This window comes from Streptomyces sp. NPDC006602 (assembly GCF_042870385.1).
Taxonomy (GTDB): domain Bacteria; phylum Actinomycetota; class Actinomycetes; order Streptomycetales; family Streptomycetaceae; genus Streptomyces.
The window spans coordinates 64,465-83,527 of sequence record NZ_JBIAHG010000028.1; the positions used below are offsets into that span (position 1 = coordinate 64,465).

At 69.3% G+C, this 19,063-nt stretch carries 21 protein-coding genes and 7 pseudogenes; 14 read left to right on the plus strand and 14 right to left on the minus strand.

Annotated features, from left to right (window positions below; translation table 11 throughout):
• Positions 1-509: 509 nt before the first annotated feature.
• The 3 genes from ACFYO2_RS39275 to ACFYO2_RS39285 all read right to left on the minus strand — a co-directional run bounded on the left by ACFYO2_RS39275 (position 510) and on the right by ACFYO2_RS39285 (position 2,899).
• Complete coding sequence (locus ACFYO2_RS39275) at positions 510-725, minus strand: hypothetical protein (RefSeq protein WP_388359371.1); 216 nt, start codon at positions 723-725, stop codon at positions 510-512.
• Between the two features lie 126 nt (positions 726-851).
• Positions 852-1,685: a hypothetical protein gene (locus tag ACFYO2_RS39280; protein WP_388359372.1), complete on the minus strand. Its 834-nt coding sequence runs from the start codon at positions 1,683-1,685 to the stop codon at positions 852-854.
• 521 nt (positions 1,686-2,206) lie between these two features.
• Positions 2,207-2,899 carry a TetR/AcrR family transcriptional regulator gene (locus ACFYO2_RS39285; protein ID WP_388359374.1) on the minus strand — a complete coding sequence of 231 codons (693 nt, stop codon included), beginning with the start codon at positions 2,897-2,899 and terminating at the stop codon, positions 2,207-2,209.
• 150 nt (positions 2,900-3,049) lie between these two features.
• Between ACFYO2_RS39285 and ACFYO2_RS39290 the strand changes: the two genes are divergently transcribed.
• Together ACFYO2_RS39290 and ACFYO2_RS39295 are read left to right on the plus strand one after the other, a co-directional pair.
• A complete protein-coding gene (locus tag ACFYO2_RS39290; protein ID WP_388359377.1) occupies positions 3,050-4,555 on the plus strand; it encodes an APC family permease in 1,506 nt (501 codons plus the stop codon).
• Between the two features lie 21 nt (positions 4,556-4,576).
• Positions 4,577-6,244: an amidohydrolase gene (locus ACFYO2_RS39295; protein ID WP_388359379.1), complete on the plus strand. Its 1,668-nt coding sequence runs from the start codon at positions 4,577-4,579 to the stop codon at positions 6,242-6,244.
• A 12-nt stretch (positions 6,245-6,256) separates the two neighbouring features.
• On the opposite strand, the pseudogene ACFYO2_RS39300 reads toward ACFYO2_RS39295, so the two are convergent.
• The 5 genes and pseudogenes from ACFYO2_RS39300 to ACFYO2_RS39320 all read right to left on the minus strand — a co-directional run.
• Positions 6,257-6,334, minus strand: a pseudogene (locus tag ACFYO2_RS39300) (transposase); the annotation flags it as partial.
• 270 nt (positions 6,335-6,604) lie between these two features.
• Positions 6,605-7,296, minus strand: a pseudogene (locus tag ACFYO2_RS39305) (SDR family oxidoreductase).
• 2 nt (positions 7,297-7,298) lie between these two features.
• A pseudogene (locus tag ACFYO2_RS39310) lies at positions 7,299-7,680 on the minus strand (RidA family protein).
• Positions 7,681-7,728: 48 nt separating this feature from the next.
• Entirely contained in the window at positions 7,729-8,382 is a 654-nt protein-coding gene (locus ACFYO2_RS39315) for an NAD(P)H-binding protein (RefSeq protein WP_388359382.1), read from the minus strand.
• 49 nt (positions 8,383-8,431) lie between these two features.
• A complete protein-coding gene (locus tag ACFYO2_RS39320; protein ID WP_059211329.1) occupies positions 8,432-8,863 on the minus strand; it encodes a VOC family protein in 432 nt (143 codons plus the stop codon).
• A 128-nt stretch (positions 8,864-8,991) separates the two neighbouring features.
• Here ACFYO2_RS39320 and ACFYO2_RS39325 point away from each other — a divergent pair, with 128 nt between their 5' ends.
• The 5 genes and pseudogenes from ACFYO2_RS39325 to ACFYO2_RS39345 form a co-directional block, all read left to right on the plus strand.
• Positions 8,992-9,654: a GntR family transcriptional regulator gene (locus ACFYO2_RS39325; RefSeq protein ID WP_388359385.1), complete on the plus strand. Its 663-nt coding sequence runs from the start codon at positions 8,992-8,994 to the stop codon at positions 9,652-9,654.
• Positions 9,655-10,381: 727 nt separating this feature from the next.
• Positions 10,382-10,681 carry a MarR family transcriptional regulator gene (locus tag ACFYO2_RS39330; RefSeq protein WP_388359388.1) on the plus strand — a complete coding sequence of 100 codons (300 nt, stop codon included), beginning with the start codon at positions 10,382-10,384 and terminating at the stop codon, positions 10,679-10,681.
• A gap of 547 nt (positions 10,682-11,228) precedes the next feature.
• Positions 11,229-11,798 (plus strand): hypothetical protein, encoded by a 570-nt coding sequence (locus tag ACFYO2_RS39335; RefSeq protein WP_388359391.1) that lies wholly within the window; start codon positions 11,229-11,231, stop codon positions 11,796-11,798.
• A 131-nt stretch (positions 11,799-11,929) separates the two neighbouring features.
• Positions 11,930-12,508 (plus strand): group II intron maturase-specific domain-containing protein, encoded by a 579-nt coding sequence (locus ACFYO2_RS39340; RefSeq protein WP_388359394.1) that lies wholly within the window; start codon positions 11,930-11,932, stop codon positions 12,506-12,508.
• A gap of 111 nt (positions 12,509-12,619) precedes the next feature.
• Positions 12,620-12,760 (plus strand): annotated as a pseudogene (locus ACFYO2_RS39345) (IS701 family transposase); the annotation flags it as partial.
• Between the two features lies 1 nt (position 12,761).
• Here ACFYO2_RS39345 and ACFYO2_RS39350 read toward each other — a convergent pair.
• A pseudogene (locus ACFYO2_RS39350) lies at positions 12,762-13,085 on the minus strand (transposase); the annotation flags it as partial.
• A 76-nt stretch (positions 13,086-13,161) separates the two neighbouring features.
• Positions 13,162-13,248 (minus strand): annotated as a pseudogene (locus ACFYO2_RS39355) (hypothetical protein); the annotation flags it as partial.
• A 449-nt stretch (positions 13,249-13,697) separates the two neighbouring features.
• Between ACFYO2_RS39355 and ACFYO2_RS39360 the strand changes: the two are divergent.
• Both ACFYO2_RS39360 and ACFYO2_RS39365 read left to right on the plus strand, forming a co-directional pair.
• Complete coding sequence (locus ACFYO2_RS39360) at positions 13,698-14,069, plus strand: transposase (RefSeq protein WP_388359397.1); 372 nt, start codon at positions 13,698-13,700, stop codon at positions 14,067-14,069.
• A 113-nt stretch (positions 14,070-14,182) separates the two neighbouring features.
• Positions 14,183-15,100: a hypothetical protein gene (locus ACFYO2_RS39365; RefSeq protein WP_388359399.1), complete on the plus strand. Its 918-nt coding sequence runs from the start codon at positions 14,183-14,185 to the stop codon at positions 15,098-15,100.
• A 186-nt stretch (positions 15,101-15,286) separates the two neighbouring features.
• Here ACFYO2_RS39365 and ACFYO2_RS39370 read toward each other — a convergent pair whose 3' ends face one another.
• Genes ACFYO2_RS39370 through ACFYO2_RS39380 form a run of 3 tightly spaced genes read right to left on the minus strand, consistent with a single transcriptional unit; the run spans position 15,287 to position 16,004 of the window.
• The gene (locus ACFYO2_RS39370) at positions 15,287-15,511 is read right to left on the minus strand and encodes an Imm21 family immunity protein (RefSeq protein ID WP_388359402.1); all 225 of its coding nucleotides are present in this window, start codon (positions 15,509-15,511) and stop codon (positions 15,287-15,289) included.
• A gap of 45 nt (positions 15,512-15,556) precedes the next feature.
• Positions 15,557-15,763, minus strand: coding sequence for a S1 RNA-binding domain-containing protein (locus ACFYO2_RS39375; protein ID WP_388359404.1), 207 nt, complete (start codon positions 15,761-15,763; stop codon positions 15,557-15,559).
• A complete protein-coding gene (locus ACFYO2_RS39380) occupies positions 15,696-16,004 on the minus strand; it encodes a hypothetical protein (protein ID WP_388359431.1) in 309 nt (102 codons plus the stop codon). The genes ACFYO2_RS39375 and ACFYO2_RS39380 overlap by 68 nt, the downstream gene beginning before the upstream one ends.
• Here ACFYO2_RS39380 and ACFYO2_RS39385 point away from each other — a divergent pair.
• The 5 genes from ACFYO2_RS39385 (at position 15,934) to ACFYO2_RS39405 (ending at position 18,746) form a co-directional block, all read left to right on the plus strand.
• Positions 15,934-16,257, plus strand: coding sequence for a hypothetical protein (locus tag ACFYO2_RS39385; RefSeq protein WP_388359433.1), 324 nt, complete (start codon positions 15,934-15,936; stop codon positions 16,255-16,257). The two genes, ACFYO2_RS39380 and ACFYO2_RS39385, sit on opposite strands and share 71 nt — an antisense overlap.
• 45 nt (positions 16,258-16,302) lie before the next feature.
• Complete coding sequence (locus ACFYO2_RS39390) at positions 16,303-17,289, plus strand: AAA family ATPase (RefSeq protein ID WP_388359407.1); 987 nt, start codon at positions 16,303-16,305, stop codon at positions 17,287-17,289.
• Positions 17,290-17,317: 28 nt separating this feature from the next.
• Positions 17,318-17,647: a hypothetical protein gene (locus ACFYO2_RS39395; RefSeq protein WP_388359410.1), complete on the plus strand. Its 330-nt coding sequence runs from the start codon at positions 17,318-17,320 to the stop codon at positions 17,645-17,647.
• Positions 17,644-18,066, plus strand: a complete 423-nt coding sequence (locus tag ACFYO2_RS39400; RefSeq protein ID WP_388359412.1) for a hypothetical protein — start codon at positions 17,644-17,646, stop codon at positions 18,064-18,066. The genes ACFYO2_RS39395 and ACFYO2_RS39400 overlap by 4 nt, the downstream gene beginning before the upstream one ends.
• Before the next feature lie 107 nt (positions 18,067-18,173).
• Positions 18,174-18,746, plus strand: a complete 573-nt coding sequence (locus ACFYO2_RS39405) for a hypothetical protein (RefSeq protein WP_388359415.1) — start codon at positions 18,174-18,176, stop codon at positions 18,744-18,746.
• Between the two features lie 109 nt (positions 18,747-18,855).
• Here ACFYO2_RS39405 and ACFYO2_RS39410 read toward each other — a convergent pair.
• A pseudogene (locus ACFYO2_RS39410) lies at positions 18,856-19,063 on the minus strand (hypothetical protein); the annotation flags it as partial.

Below are 19,063 nucleotides of genomic sequence, written 5' to 3' on the forward strand. Positions count from 1 at the left end.
GGGGGGTGCGGTGGAGACGGGCCGGGTTGAGAATAAACCCCCCGCCACCCCCCCCCCCCCCCCCCCGCCCCCCCCCCGCCCCCCCCCCCCCCCCCCCCCCCCCCCCCCCCCCCCCCCCCCCCCCCCCCCCCCGACCGCACTGCCGTGCGGGTTCCGGTAGCACCGGGCCGGGTAGGAAGATCACCGGCCTGAAACGTCCGGATCATTAGCCGATTATTTCCGATCTGGTTCACACCCGGACCGGTCTCATGTCATTCGTCCCACCGATGACCCCCGGTCACACGCCCCACCTATCACCCATCACCCATCACCCATCACCCATCGTCCGGTGTGCAGTGGCACGGACGCGCCGCGAACGTCCAGGCCACGCGGAGAGGCGCGACCGACCACCGTATTCCCGCGGGTGGCAGACCCACCCGCCGGGTCGAGCCCGAGCTTCCGGCCGCGGCCCTGGGAGTAGCCCACCGCAGCCGGTCAGGTCCGCCCTGCCCGGCTGCTGCCGCCGGACGTCATGCGGCGCTGAACTCGTGGGCGGAGCCGCCGCGCCATTCCACCCACTGCGGGTCGTCGAGGATGGCCTCGGGGTCGGCGACGTCGGCGCCTTCGAGGAACACGCCCAGGTCGTGGTCGCTGTATGCGGTGCCGAGGATCTCGTCCCGGCCCACGGTGACCCTCCGGCCGCCCGAGATGGACGGCCGGTGCACGACGATCGGCGCGCTGGTCACGCCTTCCAGCCTGGCCCCCGTTTGCGGAGCGAGTCGGCCGTGGCGGTCAGGGTGTCCTGTGACAACGAATCTTGAGCGCGTGCCATCGAAGTCTGAGCGATCGCTCTTGAGGGCTCGTATGCCACCTCAGACGCGGCGCTGAGCTTCCAGGAACCGGTGGAGGGATGCCGCCATGCTCGCCACGAACGCGTCACGCGTCCGGTCGGAGACCAGGTCCAGGGACAGGTACGGGTTGAGGTCCTCCAGCTCTACGAGGAGCAGCTCGCCTTCCCGGGTGCGGCAGGCGTCCACGCGCTGGATGCCGTGGTCGAGGGTGTTCCAGTCGATGAAGCGCCGGGCGAAGGCCAGGTCGGCGTCGGTGGACTCGTAGGGCTCAAGGACCCAGCGCCGCTCGGGATCGGGGGCGTGAAGGGCGTACTGGAAGGCGTCGTCGACGTAGTAGAAGGACACCTCGTAGCGGAAGTCGATACGCGGCTGGACCAGGATGTCGTAGACCAGGTCACTCAGCTGCTCTCGGGGTACGAAGGTCAGGCCGATGGAGTCCGCGCCCGTTTTCGGCTTGACCGCGTACTGACCGACCTCAGGCAGCAGGTGCAGGTCCTCGGGCCGGTCGATGGTGGGGATGACCGGGTATCCGGCGGCGGTCAGGTCCAGCAGGTACTGCTTGCCGGCCATGTCGCCCCGGCCGGACAGCGGGTTGTAGACCCGGATGCCACGGGCCACGGCCTGCTCCCGGAAGGCGTCGTACTCCTTCTGGTAGTGCAGCACGGGCCCGCTGTTGCGGACCACGACCACGTCGAAGGCGTCCATCAGCGCGGCGGCCTCCAGCGGGTGGCACAGGCCGATGTCGAAGCCGTCACGCAGTCGGGAGGTCAGGAAGATGTCCTCGTCGCAGTAGCGCCGCCCCCTGGCTTGGTAGGCGAGGTCGGTCACGAATAGAACTCTGCGGCGCTCGGGCATCGTGCATCTCCGTAGACGGTGCCCCAAACCTACCTATCCCGCGGAGCGCGTGGTCGTGGGCTGTCAGCACGCTCCCCCTGACGCCCCTCGATGTCGTCTACCGCTCACACTTCGGTGTCACCGACTCAGTCAAGTTTCCCTACGTTGTCCTGTCCCAGATAACTATGGGCAGGGCGCGCTTCTGACCTGCGGTGCCCACGGTTGAGTGGGACAGGTCGGGCGTCGGTTTCCCGCTCAACCGTCGGCAGCCGTGCACGAGTGGCCTACCCACCCCCACACAGCCCCATTACAGCGAATCAGTCGGCATTGACCCACCAACAAGGCGAAGGCCGTTGGCCTGGCGCCGGTGGAGGACGGTGACCCGACGCTCGTTGCGCCAAGATCTTGTCGTTGCTACCGTCCAGCCTCTCCAGCCAACCGCCGACCCACTGAAGGTACGGAAAACTCATCCGGGCGACGAACTGTTGTTCCTGTCGCAGGCGCAGACGCGTCAGCGGTCGGCGGCGACACATTGTGGACGCTCAGCGTGTCGGGGCTCGGGCCGCCAGTGCCTCCAGCAGGAGGTCCACCGCCTCCTCGAAGGAACTGTCCGCCATGCTGGGCAACGCGGGGCGGACTGCGGTGAGCGCCGGATACGCCACCGGGTCCAGGTCCTGGTAGACGTTCCGCCACGCCCGGTGGTCGGCCTGGCGCTGCTGTAGCGGGAGCGCCTGAAACGCCGCGTCGGTGGCCGCGTGGCTGAGGACGGTGTCGATGAAGGCCAGGTAGAGCCGTGCGGCGGCGGCCGGCTCGAAGCCCGCGGACAGCAGCAGGCCGATCCCCGTCTCCACCGCCTGGATCTCGCTCTTGCGCCCGGTCACCCGGTGGGCCGCCATGGCCGCCGCCCGCGGATGGGCGAGGTACCCGGCGCGGACCCGCAGGGCCATCTCGCGCAACGAGGCCACCCAGTCGGCCCCGGGGACGAATCCCGCCATCGCGTCGCCGATGATCCGATCCGCGATGGCGAGCACCAGGTCGTCGGTGCCGTGGAAATAGCGGTAGAGAGCGGTCGGATCGCAGCCCAGCGCCGCGCCGAGCCGGCGCACACTCAGCGCTTCGGGACCGTGCTCGCCGATCAGCCGCAGGGCGGTCTCCACGATCAGGTCCTCGGACAGCAGGACCCCGGAGCGAGTGGGCCGCCGACGTCGGCGCTCCTGCGGGACACGGGTGGACATGACGGGGTTCCTCTCTCCAGGTCAACCAGGCACGCACAGTGAACGACCCCCGGCGCCTTACGTCAACAGGGTTGACCCAATGTGGACGTCAGCGGTTCCATCACCTCACCGCGCGGCTCTTCCCCGTCTCCCGTCCCCGAGGAGCCCTCCATGTCGTCCGCACCGCCCCTGTCCTCCGCGCCGGGCTCGGCTCTGCGCCGTTCCCTCGGCGTCGTCGACGGCGTAGCCATCGCCGCGTCCAGCACCGCGGCCACCACCAGCATCGCCATCGGCATGGGCACGATCGCGACCATCGTGGGCCTCCAAGCCCCGGCACTTCTGCTCCTGGCTTTCCTGCCGGTCCTGGGCATCGCCACCGCCTACGCCCGCCTGAACCGCTCGGAACCGAACTGCGGCAACGGCTACGTCTGGGTCGGCAAGGCCCTCGGCCCCTGGCCCGGCTTCCTGACCGGCTGGGTCACCCTGGTCGGGTCGGTCATCTTCTGCGCCTACACCAGCGCGATCATGGGCTCGGTCGTGCTGATCTTCGCCAACAAGGCGGGCCTGCACAGCCTCGCCGGCATCGCCCTCGATCCGACGTCCACCGGTGTCACCACGGCGGTCGGACTGGTGATCCTCCTCGCCCTCACCGCCCTGGCCGTCACCGGGGTGCGGGCCGCCACCCGCTTCCAGTTCGCCCTCCTGATCTTCGAGTACGCCGTGCTGCTGGCCTTCTGCGGCTGGGCCCTGATCACCGGTGACCACGCCATATCCCTGTCCTGGTTCAACCCCTTCGAGATCTCCAGCGGCACCACCTTCGCCCAGGGCATGGTCCTCGCGGTCTTCTTCTTCTGGGGCTGGGACGCGGCCTTCAGCGTCAACGAGGAGACGAAGAGCCCGGGCGACGCGGCCCGCGGAGGCCTCATCGCCCTCTTCGCGGTGCTCGGTCTGTTCCTCTTCGCCTCGGTCGCCTTCCAGCGGGAGATGAGCCTGGCCGAACTCGTCCGCAACGGCCCCCAGGCTCTCCCGTACCTCGGCGGGAAACTGGCCGCCGAACCCTGGGCCACCCTCCCCTTGGTCGCGCTGATGTTCTCCGCCGTCGCCTCCGTCCAGGCCACCCTGATCCCCACGGCACGCGGCCTGTTCGCCATGAGCCGCGACCGCACGATGGGACCGGTGTGGACCCGGATCCACCCCCGCTACGGCACCCCCGCCGCCGGCACCGTCGTCGTGATGTCCATCGCCGGCGTGATCGCCCTGCTCGCCGTCGCGCTTCCCAAGCTGAGCGAGATGCTGCTGGCCGCCGTCAACGCCATCGGCCTGATCGTCGCCCTCTACTACGGCCTCACCGCGCTCGCCTGCGCCGTACGCTTCCGCTCCGCCCGTCACGAAGGTGCACGGGAGGCGCTGCTCGCCATCGGCGTGCCCGCCGTGTCCGGCCTGATCCTGCTCGGCCTCGGCGGCTACCTCGGATACTCGTACCTGACCATGAGCGACCACTTCGAACTCAGCCCGGACAATGGCTGGTTCATGTTCTCGCTGCCGGCCGCGATCGTGCTCGCCGGCCTGGGCATGGCCGCCGTGGCCAAGTACGTCCGGCACTCGCCGTACTTCATGACGGGGCGCGGCACCGACGCCGAGTCCCTCGCCCTTCCGATGGACCGTACGACGGTCTGACCCCCCATGGAGTTCCTTCCCATGTCGCATCCCCAGGTCACGGGGCCGGCCGATCTCGTCCTCACGGGCGGCCCCGTGCACACCGTCGATCCCGCCCGCAGCCGCGCCACCGCCGTGGCCGTGCGCGGCGGGCGGATCGCCGCCGTCGGCCACGACGAGGTGCACGAGCTGATCGGCCCGCGAACCGAGGTCGTCGACCTCGCCGGCAAACTGCTGCTGCCCGGCTTCCAGGACGCCCACGTTCACCCGCAGGGCGCGGGCCTCGAACTCGGCCTGTGCCACCTCGCCGACACGGTCGACCCGGACGAATACCTGCGCAGGATCAAGGCATACGCCGGCCGGCACCCGCACGTCGAGTGGATCACAGGCGGCGGCTGGTCCCTGGAGGCGTTCCCCGGCGGCGCTCCCACCGCCGCGGCTCTCGACGCGATCGTCCCGGACCGGCCCGTCTTCCTGCCCAACCGCGACCACCACGGCGCCTGGGTCAACACCCGGGCCCTGGAGCGCGCGGGCATCGACGCCCGTACGCCCGACCCCACCGACGGCCGTATCGAGCGCGACGCCGACGGCAACCCGACCGGCATGCTCCAGGAGGGAGCCGTCCACCTCGTGGGAAGGCTCGTTCCGGATCCCACGCCGGAGGAGCAACTCGCCGCACTGCTCCGTGCCCAGACCGTCCTGCACTCCTATGGCGTCACCGCCTGGCAGGACGCCATCATCGGCGCGTACGCCAACATGACCGACCCGGCGCCCGCCTATGTGACCGCTGTCGACCGGGGCCTGCTCACCGCCCGTGTCGTCGGCGCTCTGTGGTGGGACCGCGAGCGCGGCGCCGAGCAGATCCCCGAACTCGCCTGTCGCCGTGAGGAGTTGAGCCGAGACCGGTTCCAGGCAGCGACCGTGAAGATCATGCAGGACGGCATCGCCGAGAACCACACCGCCGCCCTGCTCGACCCCTATCTGACCGGCTGCGGCTGCGCCTCGGACAACAGCGGCATCAGCTTCGTCGAGCCGGGAGAGCTGAGGAAGTACGTCACCGAACTCGACGCGTCCGGCTTCCAGGTCCACTTCCACGCGCTCGGCGACCGCGCGGTGCGCGAGGCGCTCGATGCCGTGGAGGCCGCCCGTACGGCCAACGGGTGGCGCGACACACGGCACCATCTGGCGCATCTCCAGGTCGTGCACCCGCACGACATTCCGCGCTTCCGCGCACTCGGCGCGAGCACCAACCTGCAGATGCTGTGGGCCGCCCACGAACCGCAGATGGACGAACTGACCCTGCCCTTCCTAGGTACGGAACGCGGCGCACGGCAGTACCCCTTCGGTGATCTGCTGCGCGCCGGCGCGACCCTGGCCGCCGGTAGCGACTGGCCGGTCAGCAGCCCCGACCCGCTCCAGGCCATCCATGTCGCCGTCAACCGGATCGCCCCCAGCGCGCCCGAGGACACCCCGGCCTTCCTCCCGGAACAGCGCCTCGACCTGGGCACTGCCCTCGCCGCGTACACGGCGGGCAGCGCCTACGTGAACCACCTCGACGACATCACCGGCAGCATCACCATCGGCAAGTCGGCCGATCTCGTCGTCCTCGACCGTGACCCGTTCGCGGGTCCGCCCGAGGAGATCGCCGCCACCCGCGTCCTCCAGACCTTCGTCGAAGGGCAGCGAGTCCACGCGGCCCAGGACGCCTGAGTTGGCCATTGTTCTGCGCACGAGTGACCAGATGACCTCGACGGGGTTGAGGTCGGGTGCATACGGCGGGAGGCGGATGGTGGTGAGCCACTTGCCGAGTTCCTCCTCGATCACCACGAACTGGGCATCGGTGACGGTCGGAGAAGTTCGCAGGCCCTGCCGAGCGCAGGGCCTCCACCCCGCCCTCACGCCCGGCCCGCCGCCAGCGTTCCACCGACCGCACACTCACCCGCAGATCCTTACGACCTGGTCCGCGATAGAGGACCGGGGGCAGGACGGGTTTCTGGTGCGAACTGACAGCCTGGGCTCATGGACGATGCAGTGGACCTCGGCGAGATCGTTGTGCGCCGCGGGAGTGAGTCAGAGTCGAGAGGCGGAACGGGCAGTTCGGTGGGCGGCGTGGGCCGCCACGGCATCCGCGATAGGGGTGTCGCCGCCGATGACCTCGACGGTCCGGCCGGTCAGCCGCGGTTCGTCGAGCAGCGCCAGCAGGACGGCGGTGGCATCGGCCCGGGAGATGGGGCCCGGACCCGCTCGGCGAGCGTGACCCGGCCGGTGCCGGGGGTGTCGTTGAGCAGACCGGGGCGGACGTTCGTCGCCCGGAGCGCGGACCGGGACCGCATCGCGTTCTCGACCGCGAGCTTGGCCCGCAGATAGGTACGGAAGACCGGGTCGAGGCTCTCGTCGTCGATGGCCCGCAGATCGGCGCCCATGGCGGAGAGCAGCAGGTATCGTCCGACTCTGGCGCTCTCGGCGGCGTCCGCCAGCAGGATCGCCGCGCCGCGGTCCACGCTGTCCTTACGGCCCACCGAACTCCCGGGACCCGCCCCGGCGGCGAAAACCATCGCGTCGGCACCCGTCAGATGCCGGGCGACCTCGTCGCCGGTGGCCTTCTCGAGATCCACGAGCCGGACCTGGGCCCCGGCCTCCTCCAACGCCTCGGCCTGGGCCGGGTTGCGGATGAGGCCGGTGACCGCATCGCCGCGCCGGGACAGCAGCTGCTCTAGGAGAAGGGCGATCTTGCCGTGCCCTCCGGCGATCACGACCTTCATGATCAGGCCGGCAGGCGGGTGTCGAGGACGAAGTTGACCTCAATGAGCTGGCCCGGGAAGAACAGCGACGCGACGCCGATGGTGGAGCTGGTAGGCCAGGTTCGCCGCGGCCATCGCCATGTTGTACCGCGGCAGGTCCACGATGAACTGGGTCTCGGAGACGACCTGGTTGCGGGTGGCGCCGTAGTGGGCGAGCACCTTCTCGAAGTTGGCGTAGGACTGCTTCAGCTGGGCGTCGAAGTCGCCCGGGTAGAGGAAGTTGCCCTGCTCGTCGTGCGAGAGCTGCCCGGAGACGTAGATCGTGTCGCCGACCTTGATGGCCTGGACGAAACCGAACTCCTTCTCACCGGAGACGTCGTGGCTGTAGGAATCGATGGCGGTCATGGTGCTTCTCCTTGCTGATGGTGCTGTGGTTGAGGTGCGGGTGTGAGCTCAGGCGGCCGCGAGGCGGGTGACGGCGCCCGCGACGGGTGTGTCACCGGAGGTGAGTTCGACGATCACGCGGCTGAGGGCAGGCGCGTGCAGGGCGGCGTCGAGGAACGCGGCGACGTCGTCGCGGTGCACGTCGCCGTACTCGACGGCGGGACCGGCGGTGACCCGGCCGGTGCCGGGGGTGTCCAGAAGGGTTCCGGGACGGACGATCAGCCAGTCCAGATCGGTGCGCGTCAGATAGACGTCGGCGGTTTTCTTGACCTTGATGTAGTGCTCGAAGCCCTCACTACGTGTCCCGTCGCGCAGCGCGTCGGGGAACACCGAGACGAGGACGAACCGCGCCGCCCCGGCCAGCGCGGCCGCGTCGGCGGCCTTTTGAAGGCCACGGCCGTCGATCAGGGTCGTCTTGTCCTGACCGGTGCCATGTGCGCCGGCCGAGAAGACCACGGCGTCATGGCCGCGCATTCTGCCGACCAGATCCTCGACCGAGTCGGCGATGAGATCACCGACCACCGGAGTCCCGCCGGCCGCCCGCACCGTCTCACCCTGAGCGGGCCCGCGGTGCATGCCGGTCACAAAGTCACCGCGTGCGGTGAGGAGTTGAGTAAGGCGGCGGCCGACTCCTCCGGCGGCGCCGATCTGGAACACCTTCATGAGCTCGTCCCGTCTTTCGCGTGTGGGGGTGGGTGGTGCCGGCCGCCGGTCAGGCGGCGAACACCTGCGAGTCGTCGGCGAACGCCTTGAACTCCAGCGCGTTGCCGGCCGGGTCGAGGAGGAACATCGTCCACTGCTCGCCCTTCTGGCCCGCGAAACGCACGTACGGCTCGATGACGAACTCGGTGCCCGCCGCCCGCAGCCGCTCGGCAAACTCCTGGAAGGCCTCGACCGTCAGAACCAGACCGAAGTGCGGCACGGGTACGTCGTGGCCGTCGACCGGGTTGTGTATGCGCTGCGCGCGCTCCGGCGCGAGGTGCGTGACGAACTGGTGGCCGTGCAGATTCCAGTCCACCCACGTGTCCGCACTGCGGCCCTGCTCCAGGCCCAGGACGTCGCCGTAGAAGCGGCGCGCGGCAGCCAGGTCGTCGACCGGCACGGCCAGGTGGAAGCGGGGGATCGGGGAGTCGAGAACAGTCAAGGCACTGCCTTCCTGTCGGGGAGCGGAGCGGCCCGTGGGCGATCCTGCTCGGCTTGTCCTAATGTTGACATCACGACAACGCCTGAATGTTAACATTAGGTCATTGGTGGAGGAGGTGTAATTCGGGCATGAGTGATCAGGGCAAGGTGGCCCCGGCTCGCCGTCGGGGTCTGGCCGACGAGGTTGCGGACCGTATCCGCGAGGCCATCTTCAACGGGGCCTACGCCCCGGGCGAGCAGCTGCGCGAGGTGGAGCTGTCCGGCGAGATGGACGTCAGCCGCGGCCCGGTGCGCGAGGCGCTGCGGCTGCTGGAGCGCGAGGGCCTGGTGCACTGTGCGTGGCACCGGGGCACGACGGTGACGACGCTGTCCGCCGAGGACGTGGCTGAGCTCGACAGCCTGCGCGGCGCACTGGAGGACCTCGCCGTCCGCCAAGTGATCGCCTACGCCTCGGACGAGGACCTCGCGTCCACCGCCAAGACGGCCGACATGATGGAGCGGGCCGGCGATGCGCACGAGATGGTGCGCCTGGACATCGCCTTCCACGACGCGGTGTTCGCCGCCGCAGGGCACCAGCGCCTCGCCGACGCCTGGGACGGCATACGGTGCCAGGTCCACCTGTTCCTGCTGACCCGGATCAGCCGCAGCACCGCCGGCTACCTCGACTGCATCCCGCGCGAGCACCACGGACTCGTCACCGCACTGCGCGCCCGGGACACCAACACCGCCCTCGACCTCTTCGCAGCACACCGGCGCCACGCCGTCGACGTGGTCGCCGGAACCACTGCCTGAAGTGTCGGCAAACGATGGCACCCTCAAGTGATCAACGCACCACCCACGGATGATCATGTGATCGTGGAGGCACAGGTGCGTGACTACGGGTTTTCGCCGGCTCAGCAGGATGAGATCTGGAGACGCTGGCGCGAGGGGCAATCGTTCAGCTTGATCGGGCGGGCGCTCGGGGCACCGATGCAGAACGCCCGTCGGTTCCTGCACCAGAGCGGCGGCGTACGCCTCACCCCGCAGCAGCGATCAGAGCAGCATCTGAGCGGCAGCGAGCGCGAAGAGATATCCCGCGGCATCGCCGCCGGGGAATCGGCCCGGCAGTTTGGCCAAGCGGCTGGGCAGATCCCCTTCGATCGGCAGGCGGGGCGCCTCTGCAGGCCTGCCTGTCCAGCGCGTAGACGGCCCACTCCCCTGGCCTGTGGCCATGCTTCTCTTCAGTAGTCGACCACAGACGCGAGCTGCCAGATACACCCCTGACCAGCACAAACCTGGCTCTCCGCCCCACGCAGCTATATAGAAATCCTGCGCCGATCACTACATTCCGAGACGATCACTAGACCTGCACTTCGGAGCCTCTTCAGGTCCCAGAGCTGTCCGGAAGACCCCCGCTCAGAACTGCACTGCGCACAAGCCGCGAATCCTGGAACGATCACTATATCTACAGGTCAGCGCATCATCCATCTAGTGATCGCTGGCAGATTTGTCACGCAGCGAGCCCGGCGGCCGAGTGGAGATGGGCCAGAACCAGATCGCCGTCCTGCTCGGGCTGAGCCGCCCCAGCGTCACCTCCGGCCTGCGTGAACTGATACTGGCCCGCCTGGTGACGAAGCAGCGCAAAGGCGTCTACCGAATCAACGCCATGCTCGCCGCGTACGAGACACCGGCCGATGCCCGGGCCGCCATCGCCATCGACGCCATGGACCCAGCCGACCGGCTGGACGACCCCCACTTCGTCGCCCGCTACCACCAGGCCGTCGAGGATTACCGCGAGCAGCTCGCCCGCGAACGCCGCAAGAAGCTGCGCGTCGCCTGACAGACGACACGGCGCCGCACCCCAGGGGATGCTGTTGGTAAATCCGGGGCCGTCGTTGTGTTCGGGGGTGGGTTCGTGTCGTCGCGCGGGGTGGAGCTGGCGGAGATCCCGGAGGAGACTGCGCGGGTGGCGCGTGCGGTGTTCCCGAAGGGCTGTCCGGCAATGCGGGTGCGGGACGCTCTCGGGCCTGTCTTCGCCGATGCCGACTTCAAGGAGCGGTTCCCGGGCGGGGCGTCCAGCGGTTTCGCCGGCCCGGCACGCAGGGTGCATCTGAACTGGCCATCGGGCGGGGTGGGTTGGCGGAGCGACGCGCCCGGGAACGGGAATAAGTCGGCACCCTGAGTGAGGTTCCCCGCCGCGCTTTGCGCGAGAATACGTCACCTGCTCCGGGCATATTAATGGGCCGGTGGTGCGCATTTCCATCCGCCGCTCGGGGCGGCGGCTTCTCACTCTCCCTGCGGGGGCTTTCCCGGCCATAGCATTTTCTCCGGCTCGGAGACTTTGCTCTCCGAGCGGCCATCGTTGCATTGGCCTAAGGAGGCATCCCTTGCACGTCCGTACGATCCGAAAGTTCATCGCCACCGCAGCCGCCGCCATCTCCCTGACCACGGTCGCGCTCACCGCGCCCGCGCAGGCAGCCGCCCCGACCATCAAGGCGGTGCCCATCGGGCAGCCCGTGGTGGCCGTCAGTCAGGTCACCGGCAACTACTTGCTTCCGGACGACACGAAGGGGAATGCGGGAACATATCTTCAGGTTTATCCGAGCGACCAGCCGACCTGGAACAACCAGTGGCAGTTCGAGGTGGTCGCCTACTCGGACAATCGGCCCGTATACCAGCTCAAGAGTTCTCCCGGGGGTGCCTGCGCCACGGACGAGAACGGCGCCGACAGCATTTCGTATCTGCGGGTCTGCAGCCGGGGAAACAAGGGCCAGTGGTGGCTGCTCAAGCCGGTTCCCGGCACCGATCCCGAGAACCCCGATTACGGGATCGTGTCCTACGTGCACGAGGATCTGGCTCTGACCGCGCGTAGTGAAGGCGACAACTACGTGGACCTGAAGAAGATGTGGGGCGGCAGCCCCTCGGCGCGGCAGGGGTGGCACTTCTACCTCGCGTAGCGGCTCCGGTCCCCGCCGCCCCGGCGCCCCGCCGCCCCGGCGGGGCGCCGGGGCGGCGGGGATCCCGGCGACGTCGCCAGAACCTCGCCAACTACCGGCTCTTCCGGTATGCAGACGATTTTCTGATCGCCGTGACCGGGACCCGTGAGCAGGCTGAGGACATACGCACCCAGGCGGCGGAAGTACTCGCCCCGATGGGACTGCGTCTGTCGGTGGAGAAGACGGCCATCACCCATATCGACGAGGGGCTGGACTTCCTCGGGTGGCGCCTCCAGCGTCACCGCAAACGCGGGACCCAGAAGCACTACGTCTACCTCTACCCCTCCAAGAAGGCCCTCCAGGCCGTCAAGGAGAAGGTCAAGACACTGTGCCGACAGGACACGAACCTGCCGCTGGCAGTCGTGCTGCACCAGCTCAACCCGGTGCTACGGGGCTGGACGGCGTACTTCCGGCACGGGGTGTCGTCCGCGACCTTCCAGTACCTGTCGGCCTTCACCTGGCGCCAGGTCTTCGGATGGCTGCGGCGCAAACACCGCCGGTCCAACTGGAAGAACCTGCGCCATCGTTACTGTGCAGGCCAATGGTGGCCAGCCGACGACGAGGTCGTCTTGTTCAGGTGCGCGAAAGTGCGCACAAACCGCTACCTGTATCGCGGGAACAAGATCCCCTCGCCCTGGCCCAGCGGGACCACGATGACAGCGGCCGCCTGAGAGGGCTTGTGGAGAGCCGGATGCCTGGAGATCGGGCACGTCCGGTTCGGGAGGCGGGCCGGGGAAACCCACCGACGGCAACGTCGGCACGGCGCCCCGGTCCGACCTCACACCATCGCCGAGTGGGCCGGGGAGTCCACCCCGGACGGCATGCAGCATCTGCTGGGGCGGGCCAAGTGGGACGCCGACCAGGTACGCGACGACCTGCGCGACTACGTGGTGGAGCACCTGCACGACGACCAGGCAGTACTTAGACCTCGTCGCCCGCGACCCACGAGGTGTGGTGGCCGGCGTCCAGGAACCGGGTGATCATGCGGATGGCCAGTTCCGGCTTGGTCGCGAAGGCGGTGTCCTGGTCGAGTCCGGCATCCCGGCAGCGGTCGGGGTCGGACGTCCAGGAGCGCGGGACGTACAGTTCCCGGTCCACTGCCGCGTGCCCGCGGCGGCCGGCGTAAACCAGGTAGACGGCGACCTGGGCATTTTCGATCCTGCCCGCGGTGCCGGTGTACTGGCGCTGGACGCCGACCGTGCCGGTGTCCTTCTTCACGACCCCGGTCTCGTCGACCACCAACGGCCAGCACGTAGCCGGTGCCGCACTCCTCCAGTGCGGCCCGCAGCCGTGGGTTGCCGCCGGCGACCCGCCGCGCGGGCACCTGCGGACTGAAGCCGAGCCGGTGCATCAACCGCGTGGCACCCGAGACGCTGTAGCGGCTGGGTGGAGGACCAGGTGTGGACCGCATCGCGGGTCGCCACTCTGATCGGTCGGAAATTCCACGTCTCCTGCGCCGCCGGACTCTCCTCCAGGAACCTCGCCAGCTTCTCCAGACAGTACGGCGACAGCCGACACCGCGAACCACTCGGACCACGCGAGACCAGAGCCGCAGCCCCGCCGTCGCGCCACAGTTGGTGCCATTGGTAGGCCGACTTCAGGCTCACCCTCAGATGCCGGGCGACCTTTGAGCCAGGCCTGCTTGGGCAGCTTCCGGGCCAGGGCGTCCGCGCGGAACTTCCCGGCCTGGGTGGTGACTTCGTGGGAGCAGGCGTCTGCGGACCCACCCCGCGGGCAAGGGCAAGCGCCGCACCTGCTTCGTCTTCGAAGCAGACGTAGCCCCCGCAGGCCGCCCTCGCCCTTTTACCTCCGCCCAGGTCGCCTCCTTCCACACGGCGACGGACTGCTCGTCACGCTCGCATGGACGAGCGGGACTTCATCGCGCTGGTCGACGGCGTCCATCAGTTGGTCAGGGCCCCGATCGTGCTGGTCTGGGACCGGCTGAACACTCACGTCTCCCGCAGGATGCGTGACCTTGTGGCCGAGCGTGAGTGGCTGACGGTGTTCCTGCTGCCCGCCTACTCACCCGACCTCAACCCCGTCGAATGGGTATGGGCCCACGTCAAGCATAGCCTCGCCAACCTCGCCGTCATGGCCCTCGACCGGCTCGAAGCCCTCGTCCGCAACCGGCTCAAACGCCTCCAGTACCGGCCCCACACCCTCGACGGCTTCATAGCCGGCACCGGCCTGACCCTCCACGACCCTGACGAGCTGAAGTCAGTCATCGCATAGGACGGCGTGAAGGGCCGGTCTTCGCTCCCCCGGCGGGAGTGGAGACCGCCCCGACCTGTAACGTGGCGATCTTCGGGCGGCGTAGGCCCCCGGAGTCCCAAAGGTGAATCCCCATGACGATCGACGAGCTGCCCGTCGCGTGGAGGCTGTCCCCCAAGGACGTCCAGGCGGGGTGGCGTGCGCTGTGGTGGACCGTGGGACCGGACGGCGAACTCGCCGTGATGCTGGTCCAGCGCCGGTACCTGAGCCGCGACAAGTATCCCCGCGGGTGGATCGGATGGCGTGCCGAGACGCCGTTCGACGGAGAGCTGGTCATCACCTCAGGGCAGGAGCAGCGGCGCATCCCGGTCGAAGGGATCGACATGCGGCCCAGCCATCTGGCCCTGCTCCCCGGGTCCCGGTTCCTGCTGGCGTCAGGCCGTACCCACCAGGACGCGGAGGGAGCCTGGCGGAAGAACGCCGTCGTGTACTCCACCGAGGGCCGGCCGGAGGGTGCCTTCTGCCTTGGTGACGACATCCCGGCCCTGGTCACCGACCGCAGCGGGGGCATCTGGACCGCCTACGGCGACGAGGGCATCTACGGAGACCACCCGGAGTCCATCGCTGGCCTGGCGGGCTGGAACACCCAGGGTGTCGCGACGTGGGCGCCGAAGGGGAGACTTCCCGACTGGCCGCTGGAGGGTTGCACGGCCGCCACGGAAGGCGAGTCGGTGTGGCTGGTCTGGTACAGCCCCATAGGCACCTTCCTGACCCGGATCACACCCTCCACCGGCGAAGTCGCGAGCTACCGCAGCCCGGTGAAGGTCCCGGACGGCTTCGCCGTGCGCGGCACGCGGGTGGTCCTGACCAGCCGCGACCACTACAAGCGCAGGACCACCGTGACCCGCGCGGAGCTGGTCGGCGACGTATGCGTCGCCATCGGCCAGGAGCGGGTGCGGGTGCCCGGGCGGGTGGTCATGCACTGCGGCCAGGGCCGCGACGGCACCCTGTGGCTCCGCACCGGCCGTACCTGGGTGCGCATCGACGCCTGAGACCCGCGGCGGTCAGACCAGCGGCAGGGCGCCCGTCAAGGCCCGCCGGTAGGCCGTCGGGGAGACGCCGATCGCCGCCGAGAGGTGCTGGCGCAGGGAGACGGCCGCGCCGAAGCCCGCGTGGGCCGCGACGTCCTCGACGGATTCCTCGCGGGAACCGGCCTCTCCCTCGACCTTCCACCACCATCACCCTGAAGCGCCGACGTCAGTAACCCAGGCCCAGTTCTCCACATCGCATGCGCGGTCGTAGTCGTCGGGAACGTCAGTCCCGCCGACGATGATCCCGTCTTCTGTGCACCCGCCCCACTGGTCCAGCGCAGAGACCGGGATAACGATCAATGGGCCGCCCATCGACTGCACCCAAGCGAGTTCGGCATGGACGTGACGAGAGACGTGGCGAGACGCGGTCATGTGATCAGTCTGCCCTTGCCCACTGACACCGTTCGGCAGCGTCGGTCATGTGAGGGACAGACGGATACGTCGCATGGGTGGGTCGACCTCTGCGATCCGCGCGGTCATCACATCACCGATGCGGACTTCCCGGCCTGGTTCCGCTGCTAGCAGTTCGGAGCTGTGAATCAGCCCTGCAATCCCGTCATCGAGACCCACGAAGGCACCGAACGGGACGAGCTTCGTGACGCGGCCGCTGACGATGCTGCCCACGCGCCCTGCCCAGACGAGCCATGGATTCTCCTGAAGGGCCACCAAGGACAGGACAGCCTGCCCACGTCGCTCTGTGTCCAGAGCCAAGACCTCGGCGCACACGCGCTGCCCCAGAGACACAGCTTCGTGACAGGAGGAGATCCATCTCCAGGAGAGCTCGGGCGGAGGGGATGAACCCGACCGAAGCCTCCGGCGCCCAGTCGAGATCGACGAACACACCAAAGTTCTCGATACCGGTCACGACCCCGGTTACGACGTTGCCTGGGCGGAGCGACTCGAGGAAATCTCTCAGGGCCTTCGAGGGGAGCGGATACGTCACGGCTCAGACCCTATTCCGCACGTCCGAATATCCGAACCTACCGACAGTCGCGGACGCCACCGGCAAGGGCAACTTCTACACCCTGGGTGGCCCGCTGGGCGGTAACTACGCCCTGGACCAGGCATTCCACCACGCCATGGAGACCGCCGCCGCGCTCATCACGGCCTCCAAGTGAGCGTGCCGCCGTCCGTCCGATCACTGCTCTCCAGGGAGCTGCACCGTGACATTCCTGGACACCACCCTTCCCGACCCGTGCGTCGTCGTTCTCATCGGCCCGGCCGGATCCGGCAAGTCCGCCCTGGCCAGCACCTGGGAGCCCACCCAGGTCCTGTGCCTCGATCAGTACCGGGCCCTGGTCTCGGATTCCGTCGGGGACCAGTCCGCCACCGGCGACGCCGCCTTCGCGCTCCACCGCGTCCTAGAGGCCCGGCTGCGCCGCGGGCTGACCTCCGTCATCGACGCCACCTCCACCGACCCCAAGGACCGCGCGGCGATCCTGGCGACGGCTAGCCGCTACGGCATCCCCACCGTCGCGCTGATCTTCCCCACACCGCTGCCGGTGTGCCTGGAACGCAACGCCGCCCGCACCGGCGACCGCCGCGTTCCCGAGGACACCGTCCGCGCCCAGCACCAGGCGATGGTCGCCACCGCATCCCCCGCCCACCTGCGGCACGAGGGCTTCGACTATGTCGAGTTCGCCCCGAGCATCCAGCGCCTGGGCCGCCTCGGTGCACTGCTGCAGCGGGTCAGCGACACCCGGTTGCGTGAGCTCGGCCAGGACGGAAGCGACGGCCTGGGCAACGAACTCCTCCCGCGCCAGTGCTTCGGCCCCGAACTGGCCCGGCTGGCCACCTGGAAGGACGGCTCCGACCTCGCCGGCGGCGACCGGGTCGTCGTCCTCGCCGTGGCCGGCGACTACCTCACCCTCGCCTTCCGCAAGGACGTCGACGGCGAGGGCGACTTCGGCTTCGACGTCCTGGTGCCCTCCCCACCAACACCGACGACGAATTCGACGACACCAAGCGCTGCCCCGGCCCGGCCTGGGTGCCGGTCTACAGCGCCACCGACCTTCTCAAGGCGTACAAGGGCGACCTCGACCACGACGAAGCTCTGGTGTGCGCCGGCTGCGGCTACGAGGGCGAGCTCGACCACGAGGCCGCCGACTGGGAGGCCGGGGCCGACGACGCCGACGGGCACGCCGACCTGACGGAGCAGTACCCGGAGGCGATCGCCTCGTGACCACCGCCCCCCACACGTCCCCCGGCCGGAAGAAGCCGGCGAGCGGCTGGGACCAGGCCACCTTCCGCTGCGGCCAGTGCGGCGCCGTACGCACGGTCACCACCGAGGACGCCTACCACCAGGCCGTCGGCGTCCACCGCGACGCGCACGAGCTGATGGCGCGCCTCAACCCCATCGAACGCGACGGCTTCGCCTCGATCCTGCGCGTGATCCTCAGCGCGCCGGAACTCGGCGCCGAGTTCCTGGCCCTGGTCGACCAGCTCGTCGCTCACCCCGCCCGCCCCGCCGACCCGCACGACAACTCACCGGAAGGAGGCGCCGCGTGAGCCTCATCGGCAAGGACGAAGGCATCGAACACGGCAGCATGCGCGGCTTCCGCCAGCACACCCGACGCAAGGTCCCCGCGACCGAAGCGTGCGGCTGCCTGCAGGCCAAGCGAGAGCACGAAGCCGCCAAGTCCGAGGCGCGGCAGGCCGGTCTCGCACCCCGGGCCGCCGGGCAGCACAAATGGAACGGCGGGAAGTACGCCGCCGGCACCTCCCGCCCGGAGGCCAACACCGCCGTACGGGCCGCCTGCCCCACCGACGGCTGCGGCCAGGAGGCCGCCGGCCGCTTCCCCCAGCAGCGCGGCTGGGTCCGCATCCACGTCACCGGATCGACCGATCCCGCCCTCGACTACTGCTCCGGCTCCTGCGCGACATACGGCATCGCGCTCGCCGAACTCCGCATGGACAGCGCCGCCTGAGCTGACGGCCGCCCGTGCCGCCCCAACCCGCGTGCCGGGCTGGGGCGGTGCGGAGGACCGGACAGACCCCCGGCCCTTCGCGAAACCACGAGAGGAGAACCACCCCCGTGACCGTTCTTCAACTCGCCCCCGCCCGCCAGGACCGGGACGACCACCCCCACCACGACCAAGGCAGTCCGGAGCCGATCGTCGCCCTGCAACAGCGGGTGCAGGCCTTCGACCTGTCCCAGCGAGAGCGTGAGCGCGACGAGGAACACGCCTTCCAGGCCGTGCTCCACGCCGACGCCGTGCTCACCGGCGCCTTCCCCGACACCCTCGACACCGTGGTGCAGGCCATGTCCTGGACCGGGAACCCGCCCGTGCCGGACCGGCAGCTGATGGCCTCCGCCGTCACCTACCTCGGCTCCGCCGATGGGCAGCGCGGCTGGTGGCTCCACTACACCCGCCGCGAGGAGGGCGTCGGCGAGGACGGCGACCTGGCGCACGTCCTCACCCTCATCGCCCCCCTGCTCCTGCGGCACCTACCTGGCCGTGGAACTGGCCGACGAAGACCACCTGATCGTCCTGCTGGACGAACTCGACACCCCCCCGGCGCACCCGTCGACTGCGACTACCGCTTGCGGATCCGCGCCAGCAGCTACGCCGACCCCACGCACTCCAGCATCGAGCCGCCCTTCTGAATCCACCCCGGGACGGCCGCCTACGGCCTGAGAGTGCGGAACGTGAGCTCTTGTCCGTTTCGTGGTTGAGGTTGGGGAAGGATCGCTGGTCGCGGGTGGGGGGTGTCTCTCAGGCGTCGGGGCGGGCGAACAAGCCGGGTTCGGGTTCGATGAGGATGCCCTGGCTGACCAGGCGTTTCAGTTTGGAGCGGATGCCTTCGGTGTTCTTCGGGGGGATCGGCGGGTCGAGGGCCTGGCAGAGGTCGCGGGCGCGCATCGGTCGGCCCGCATCGGCCAGGGCGGTGAGGATCTGCTGGTAGGCGGGGTGTTCCGGGATG

Excerpts from the sequence above, each read along its gene's own strand:
- ACFYO2_RS39280 (WP_388359372.1), bottom strand. The coding sequence starts at position 1,685 with ATGCCCGAGCGCCGCAGAGTTCTATTCGTGACCGACCTCGCCTACCAA.
- ACFYO2_RS39285 (WP_388359374.1), bottom strand. The coding sequence starts at position 2,899 with ATGTCCACCCGTGTCCCGCAGGAGCGCCGACGTCGGCGGCCCACTCGC.
- ACFYO2_RS39290 (WP_388359377.1), top strand. The coding sequence starts at position 3,050 with ATGTCGTCCGCACCGCCCCTGTCCTCCGCGCCGGGCTCGGCTCTGCGC.
- ACFYO2_RS39295 (WP_388359379.1), top strand. The coding sequence starts at position 4,577 with ATGTCGCATCCCCAGGTCACGGGGCCGGCCGATCTCGTCCTCACGGGC.
- ACFYO2_RS39315 (WP_388359382.1), bottom strand. The coding sequence starts at position 8,382 with ATGAAGGTGTTCCAGATCGGCGCCGCCGGAGGAGTCGGCCGCCGCCTT.
- ACFYO2_RS39325 (WP_388359385.1), top strand. The coding sequence starts at position 8,992 with ATGAGTGATCAGGGCAAGGTGGCCCCGGCTCGCCGTCGGGGTCTGGCC.
- ACFYO2_RS39330 (WP_388359388.1), top strand. The coding sequence starts at position 10,382 with ATGGGCCAGAACCAGATCGCCGTCCTGCTCGGGCTGAGCCGCCCCAGC.
- ACFYO2_RS39360 (WP_388359397.1), top strand. The coding sequence starts at position 13,698 with ATGGACGAGCGGGACTTCATCGCGCTGGTCGACGGCGTCCATCAGTTG.
- ACFYO2_RS39365 (WP_388359399.1), top strand. The coding sequence starts at position 14,183 with ATGACGATCGACGAGCTGCCCGTCGCGTGGAGGCTGTCCCCCAAGGAC.
- ACFYO2_RS39370 (WP_388359402.1), bottom strand. The coding sequence starts at position 15,511 with ATGACCGCGTCTCGCCACGTCTCTCGTCACGTCCATGCCGAACTCGCT.
- ACFYO2_RS39385 (WP_388359433.1), top strand. The coding sequence starts at position 15,934 with ATGAACCCGACCGAAGCCTCCGGCGCCCAGTCGAGATCGACGAACACA.